Annotated in this window: 5 protein-coding genes; all 5 read left to right on the top strand. The window is 68.8% G+C overall.

The genetic code is table 11. From position 1 onward, the window contains the following. Nucleotides 1-564: 564 nt before the first annotated feature. A complete protein-coding gene (locus Y887_RS17280; protein ID WP_046965523.1) occupies nt 565-1,875 on the top strand; it encodes an MFS transporter in 1,311 nt (436 codons plus the stop codon). Between the two features lie 25 nt (nt 1,876-1,900). After that, nucleotides 1,901-3,070 (top strand): glycerate kinase, encoded by a 1,170-nt coding sequence (locus Y887_RS17275; protein ID WP_046965522.1) that lies wholly within the window; start codon nt 1,901-1,903, stop codon nt 3,068-3,070. Between the two features lie 359 nt (nt 3,071-3,429). After that, complete coding sequence (locus Y887_RS17270; RefSeq protein ID WP_046965521.1) at nt 3,430-4,608, top strand: sugar diacid recognition domain-containing protein; 1,179 nt, start codon at nt 3,430-3,432, stop codon at nt 4,606-4,608. 138 nt (nt 4,609-4,746) lie between these two features. Further along, a complete protein-coding gene (locus Y887_RS17265) occupies nt 4,747-6,495 on the top strand; it encodes a sensor domain-containing diguanylate cyclase (RefSeq protein WP_046965520.1) in 1,749 nt (582 codons plus the stop codon). A gap of 156 nt (nt 6,496-6,651) precedes the next feature. Then, the gene (locus Y887_RS17260) at nt 6,652-7,044 is read left to right on the top strand and encodes a DUF2628 domain-containing protein (RefSeq protein ID WP_046965519.1); all 393 of its coding nucleotides are present in this window, start codon (nt 6,652-6,654) and stop codon (nt 7,042-7,044) included. Nucleotides 7,045-7,134 lie beyond the last annotated feature (90 nt).

Raw genomic sequence — 7,134 nt, 5'->3', positions numbered from 1 at the left:
GAGGGGTATGCGTCGGGGAATGGGGAATCGGGAGTGGGGAATCGGTAGAGCGCAGGGGCTGGTGCCGGGAGCGGGGAATCGGGAACCGGGAATCGGGAATCGGGAATCGGGAATCGGGAATCGGGAATCGCAAAGCCGGGGCGGTCTGTCGTGCGGGGCTGGGTGCTGTGTTGGGCCTGGCGGTGGGGCGTAAGTGCAGGGCTGGGGTAAAGGCGCATTGCCGCTGCGGGCTTCTTCGCCGGATTGGCTGATTGGGGCGCGCGGAGTGCGCCGGCGCCAGTTGTCAGCCAAGTGGTTGGGTGGCGGGTCGCCGTCGCTGCATCGGGGCGGCCAGCCCTGCACCAGTCACCACATGGTCGCTGCGGCGCTCCGAGCCTGGCACAGGCCGAGCGTCCCCGATGCGGATTTGGGCATTTGCACTAAAACTTACGCCTGCCAGCCCGCAGACAGGCAGCAGCCTGACGATGCTTCCGGGAAAAAGCTCCAACTAGAATGCGCCGACCCCTGTGTGGTGCCGGTGCCAGCACTGCGCGCCGGTGGGCCCACCGACTGCTGGAGCGTGCGATGACCCAAGCCTCCCGGCCCCTGCCGCCCCCCGACGGCATGGGCCCGACCTACCGCAAGATCCTGTGGCGGCTGATCCCGTTCCTGTTCGTCTGCTACCTGTTCAATTACCTGGACCGGGTCAACGTGGGCTTCGCCAAGCTGCAGATGCTCGGCGACCTGGGCATGAGCGAGACCGTGTATGGGCTGGGCGCGGGCATCTTCTTCATCGGCTATCTGGCCTGCGGGGTGCCGAGCAATCTGATCCTGCAGCGCATCGGCGCACGCCGCTGGGTGGCGATCATGATGGTCAGCTGGGGCCTGCTGTCGACCTGCCTGCTGTTCGTGCGCACGCCGGCTGGCTTCTACACCCTGCGCCTGCTCACCGGCGCGGCCGAAGCCGGCTTCTTCCCCGGCATCGTGCTGTACCTGACGCGCTGGTTCCCGCGCGCCCGGCACGGCCGGGTCATGACCGTCTTCATGTCGGCCATCCCGATCTCCGGAGTGCTGGGCGGGCCGTTGTCGGGCTGGATCCTCAGCCATTTCTCGGCCGGGCAGGGCGGGCTGGCCGGCTGGCAATGGATGTTCCTGCTGCAGGGCCTGCCCACCGTGCTGCTCGGCATCGGCGTGTGGTTCCTGCTCAGCGACGGCGTGCAGCAGGCGACCTGGCTGGACCCGCAGCAGAAGCAGGCGTTGGCCCGCGCGCTGGCCGCCGACGAAGCGGGCAAGCCGGCCGGCGCCTCCACCTCGCTGGGCGCGGTGCTGCGCAACCCGGCGGTGTGGATGCTGGGCACGGTGTACTTCTGCATCCAGAGCGGGGTGTATGCGATCAACTTCTGGCTACCCTCCATCATCCAGGGCAGCGGCGTCACCGACCCGACCCGCATCGGCTTGATGAGCGCCATCCCTTACCTGGCTGCGGCGGTGTTCATGGTGCTGATGGGCCGCTCGGCCGACCGCCGCCGCGAGCGCCGCTGGCATCTGGTACTCCCGCTGCTGATGGGGGCGGCCGGGCTGTGCATCGCCGCCAGCGTCACCGACAACCTGGGTCTGGCCCTGTTCGGCATGACCCTGGCCACGATGGGCGCGGTCAGCGGGCTGCCGCTGTTCTGGCCGCTGACCAACGGCTTTCTCACCGCCGCCGCCGCGGCCGGCGGGCTGGCGCTGATCAATTCCACCGGCCAGGTCGCCGGCTTCGTCAGCCCGTACCTGGTGGGCTGGATCAAGGACACCACCCACAGCACCGAGCTGGCGCTGTACGTGCTGGCAGGGGCCATGCTGCTGGGCGCCGCACTGGTGCTGCGGGTGCCGGCGCGCGCGGTGAACCGGTGATGCGCCTCATCAAGCGAGTGTGCCCATGAAGATCGTCATCGCCCCCGACTCCTACAAGGAAAGCCTGTCGGCGCTGGAGGTGGCCACCCAGATCGAGGCCGGCTTCCGCGAGGTGTTTCCCGATTGGCACTACACCAAGGTGCCGGTCGCCGATGGCGGCGAAGGCACCGTCGATGCGCTGGTGGCGGCCACCGGCGGGCGGGTGATCGATTGCACCGTCAGCGGCCCGCTCGGCACCCCGGTGCAGGCGTTCTTCGGCCTGACCGGCGACGGCCGCACTGCGGTGATCGAAATGGCCGCTGCCAGCGGCCTGGCGCTGGTGCCGCCGGCGCAGCGCGCGCCGCTGCGCACCAGCACTGCGGGCGTGGGCGAGTTGATCCTGGCCGCGCTGGATGCCGGTGCGCGGCGCTTCATCATCGGCATCGGCGGCAGCGCCACCAACGACGGCGGCGCCGGCCTGGCGCAAGCGCTAGGCGCACGGTTGCTGGATGCGCAAGGCCAGGCGATCGGCCCGGGCGGCGGCGCATTGGCTGCGTTGGCGCGCATCGACACCGAAGGCCTCGACGTGCGCCTGCAGGACTGCCGGTTCGAAGTGGCCTGCGATGTCGACAACCCGCTGATCGGCCCGACCGGCGCTTCGGCGGTGTTCGGCCCGCAAAAGGGCGCCACGCCCGGCATGGTGCGCGAACTCGATAGCAACCTGCAGCACTACGCCAACCTGTTGCAGCGCGACCTCGGCGTGCAACTGCACGACCTGCCCGGCGGCGGCGCGGCCGGCGGCCTGGGCGCGGCACTGGTGGCGTATCTGGACGCGCAGCTGCGCCCCGGCGTGGAGATCGTGGCGCAGGTGCTCGGGCTGGATGCGCTGGTCGCCCAGGCCGATCTGGTCATCACCGGCGAAGGCCGTCTGGACAGCCAGAGCCTGCACGGCAAGACCCCGGTTGGCGTGGCGCGGGTGGCGCAGCGGCACGGCAAGCCGGTGATCGCCATCGCCGGTTGCCTGGGCAACGGCGCCGCGCTGCTGCATGGCCACGGCATCGATGCGATGTTCGCGGTGGTGCATCGCGCCTGCACGGTGGAGCAGGCGCTGGCCGAAGCCGCCAGCAACGTGCGCATTGCCGCGCGCAGTGTGGCTGCGGCGCTGCAGGTGGGCAGGGCGTTGGCGCAGGTGCATGCAGTCGGAGAAGGTCGCTGACGGCCTCACGCAGGCCCTCCTCGTGCCACCTGTCCCACTGCAGCGCATCGGCCCGCAGGACATGCCTGGCGCCTGCAGGGCGACGGCGCGACGCGGCGCGTTGCAGGCGTGACTGCCACCGATTCCGGGACGTCGGCTGCTCACTCACGGGGATGCGCAGCGCGCCGGCAGCAGGCGTTTCAGCGCGCCGCATCTTCGCCTGACGCATCCGGATCGAACCGTGTGCGGCAGGCTGTCAGCAACGGCGGTAGAAGCACCGGCCGCCGCCGCACCCTATACAGGTACACCGGTGTCGAACATGCGCGCGCCGACCATGGCACCGTGATCTCCCTCGTTCGCGTCCACAGACCACCACGCCCATGCTCACCCTCGACCGCACCCTGGCGCAGTCCATCGTCGACCGCGCGATGACCATCCTCGACGGCAACGTCAATGTGATGGACCACACCGGCGTCATCATTGCCAGCGGCGAGCCGGCGCGCATCGGCCAGCTGCACGAAGGCGCGCTGCTGGTGCTGTCCCGGCAGGGCCGGGTGGAGATCGATACGGCGCTGGCGCAGCAACTGGACGCGGTGCGCCCGGGCGTCAACCTGCCGCTGATCGCCGATGGCCGCATCGTCGGCTGCGTCGGGCTGACCGGCGAGCCGCAGCGGATCGGGCAACAGGCCGAACTGGTGCGCATGGCCGCCGAAGCGATGCTGGAACAGGCCGGCCTGCTGCGCCTGCTGGCCCGCGATGCGCGCCTGCGCGAGGAAGTCACGCTCGGCCTGATCCGCGCCGACGGCCCGACCCCGGCACTGGCCGGCTGGGCCGAACGGCTCGGCATCGCACTCGACCTGCCGCGCGTGGCAGCGGTGATCGAAGTGGAAAGCGACACCCTCGACCTGGACGCCACGCTGGTGGAGCTGCAGCGCCTGCACACGCTGCTGTCCACGCCCGAACGCGGCAACCTGATCGCCGCCACCGCGCTCAACGAACTGGTGGTGCTCAAGCCCGCACTGGACCGTCGCGGCCGCTGGGACGTGAGCGAACAACGCCGCCGCGCACACACCTTGCTCGAGCGCATGCGCGCCAGCAGCCCGCTGCGGATCCGCCTGGCGCTGGGGCAGTACTTTCCGCAGCCCAACGGGCTGGCCCTGTCGCATCAGATCGCGCGCACCACCATGCGCATCGGCAAGGCGCGCGCGCCGCAGGCCGATGCGTTCTTCTACGACGACCATCGCCTGCCGGTGCTGGTGGACGACCTGCGCCAGGCCTGGCAGGCCGAGGAATTGCGCAAGCCGCTGCAGGCACTGCTGGCCCAGGACCGTCGCGGCGACCTGGTGCAGACCTTGTCGGTGTGGTTCGGCGCCGGCATGCGCATGGCCGCCACCGCCAAGGCACTGGCCATCCACCGCAATACGCTCGATTACCGCATGCAGCGCATCGCAGAACTGTGTGGCGTGGACCTGCGCAACACCGACGACTGCGTGCGCCTGTATCTGGCCCTGCAGATGCGCGATGACGGCGCCGCCACCCAGGCCGATGCCAACGCCTGACAGCGCGCCGGCAACCCGGCACCGGCACGCCCGGCGCCGCTGTGTGCGATAGCGCACGGAACCTCGCGCGGGGCGTCGCTAACAGGTATGCCCGGTCCGCTAGACTGCGCGGATTACCGGGCACGAGCGAGCTTGCCTTTGAATCAGCGCGATACCGTTGCGTCATCCACCACCAGCGAAGCGCAGCGTCTGGCGCGGCTGGCGCTGTTGCAGGTGATCGACACCGACTCCGAACCGTTCTTCGATGCGCTGGCGGCGGCCGCGCAGGCCATCGCCGGCACGCCGATCGCGCTGGTGTCGCTGGTGGACGAGCATCGGCAATGGTGGAAGGCCAATATCGGCTTGCCGGGCGTGTCCGAAACCCCGCGCGAGCTGGCGTTCTGCGCCCACGCCATCCAGGACGATGCGGTGATGGAGGTGCCCGACGCCCCGGCCGACCCGCGCTTTTGCGACAACGCCCTGGTCACCGATACACCCGGCATCCGTTACTACGCCGGCGCCCCCATCGTGCTGTCCGATGGCCTGCGCATGGGCACGGTCTGCGTGATCGACCAGCGCCCGCGTCAGCTGGAGCCGGCCCAGCTGGCGGCCCTGCAACAGCTGGCCAAGGTCGCCGCCGAAGGGCTGGAACAGCGCCGGGTGATGCTCGAACGCGCCGACATCAACGCCCGGCTGCAGCAACGCCTGCGCGAGAGCGAAGCGTTTCTGGAGCGTACCGGGCGGGTGGCCGGCGTCGGCGGCTGGGAAGTGGATGTGAGCACCAACACGCTGACCTGGTCGGACGAAACCTGCCGGATGCACGACCTGCCGGCGGGCTACCAGCCCACGCTTTCCGAAGCCATCACCTTCTACCCGCTGGAAGCACGGGCGGTAATCACCGAGGCGGTAGAAACCTGCGTCCGTGAAGGCACTGCCTGGGATCTGGAGCTGCCGCTGATCAGCAGCACCGGCCGCCGCCTGTGGGTGCACAGCACCGGCGCGGTGGAGCATGTCGACGGCCGCATGCGCCTGGTCGGCGCCATCCAGGACGTCACCGACCGCCATCGCGCGGTGGACGCGCTGGCGGCCAGCGAGCGCAAGTTCCGCAAGATGTTCCAGTACAGCCTGGGGCTGATCTGCACCCATGACATGGATGGCCGGTTGATCAGCGTCAACCCGGCGGCAGCGCGCTCGCTGGGCCGCAGCGTGGAAGAGATGGAAGGCCGCACGCTGTTCGAGCTGATCCGCGCGGAGCGGCATGGCGGCGTGCGCGGCTACCTGTCAAACATGGTGCTCGACGGCCAGGATTCGGGCGTGATCGAGCTGGTGGCCGGCGATGGCAGCCTGCGCCACTGGAAATACCACAACGTGCTCGACGTGGAAGCTGACGCCACCCTGGTCCTGGCCCACGCCCAGGACATCACCAACCAGTATCAGCAGGAAAAACAGCTGCTGGAATGGTCGTTCACCGACCCGCTGACCAACTGCTTCAATCGCCGCTTCCTGGACGATCTGGACAGGCGCGATGCCAGCGTGCGCTGGGGCTGCGTGGTGGTGGACCTGGACAAGTTCAAGCTGGTCAACGACACCTACGGCCACCAGCGCGGCGATGAAGTGCTGGTGCAGATGGCCTGGTTTCTCAACGATCCGCTACGCCGCCAGGACCACCTGGTGCGGCTGGGCGGCGACGAATTCCTGGTGCTGCTGCACCAGGCCAGCGAGCAGCAGCTACAAGAGCTGGTGCGCACCTATCTGGCCGCCGGCGACGACGCGCCGATCCAGTTCACGCTGGGCACGGCCTTGCGCCAGGAAGGCGAAGCGCTGACCGCGGTGGTCGACCGCGCCGACCATGCGCTCTACGCCCGCCGCCGCGCGCGCCGCGGCACCGGCGTCAGCCAGCAGCGGTAGCGGCTGGCGTGACGGGAGGCTGGCGTGGCCGGCCTCGTGTCGGAGTCGGCCGGCCGTGTGCGTTAGCTGGCCCTTTATGTCGAGTTCGCTGCAAAACACGTGCTGCTGAATACGCTATCGCCTATCATGTAACCGTTTTCAACTACATGGATTGGAATGGACACCTTTGATCGCACCCAGCTCAGCCCCAAGTGGCAGTTCCGCTTCGACTTCTTCGACCGTCATGGCGGCCCCAAGGAGCCGGCCTACAAGGAAGCGCTGAAGACGCTGAGCTTCGGTGACAAGGTCAAGATCGGCATGAATCTCTATGCCTTCTTCTTCGGCTTCATCTACTTCTTCATCATCGGTCTGTGGCGCAAGGCCCTGGGCCTGATCGGCATCAGCCTGCTGGTGGGCATCGTCGCCTCGTTCCTGCCCGCCGCGTTCCAGAACGTGCTGTGGCTGCCGATGTCGTTGCTGACCGGCATGGTCGCCAATTACGCCTACTACCTGGACAAGGTCAAAGGTAGCACCAGCTGGAACCCGTTCGAAGGCATGCGCTGGATCTGACGTCACCGCAACACCGTAGCGCCGGCCCCTCCCGCCGTCGTCAACGTGTCGCCAAGCCCGGTCGATGGCCGCAATGCTGTTCACTTAAGC

This window comes from Xanthomonas pisi DSM 18956 (assembly GCF_001010415.1).
Lineage (GTDB): Bacteria > Pseudomonadota > Gammaproteobacteria > Xanthomonadales > Xanthomonadaceae > Xanthomonas > Xanthomonas pisi.
The sequence above is the reverse complement of the archived record's forward strand: the minus strand, read 5'-3'. Positions and strand labels throughout refer to the sequence as shown.

Coding starts and splice junctions, on each gene's coding strand:
- Y887_RS17260 (WP_046965519.1), top strand. CDS start 6,652: ATGGACACCTTTGATCGCACCCAGCTCAGCCCCAAGTGGCAGTTCCGC.
- Y887_RS17270 (WP_046965521.1), top strand. CDS start 3,430: ATGCTCACCCTCGACCGCACCCTGGCGCAGTCCATCGTCGACCGCGCG.
- Y887_RS17275 (WP_046965522.1), top strand. CDS start 1,901: ATGAAGATCGTCATCGCCCCCGACTCCTACAAGGAAAGCCTGTCGGCG.
- Y887_RS17280 (WP_046965523.1), top strand. CDS start 565: ATGACCCAAGCCTCCCGGCCCCTGCCGCCCCCCGACGGCATGGGCCCG.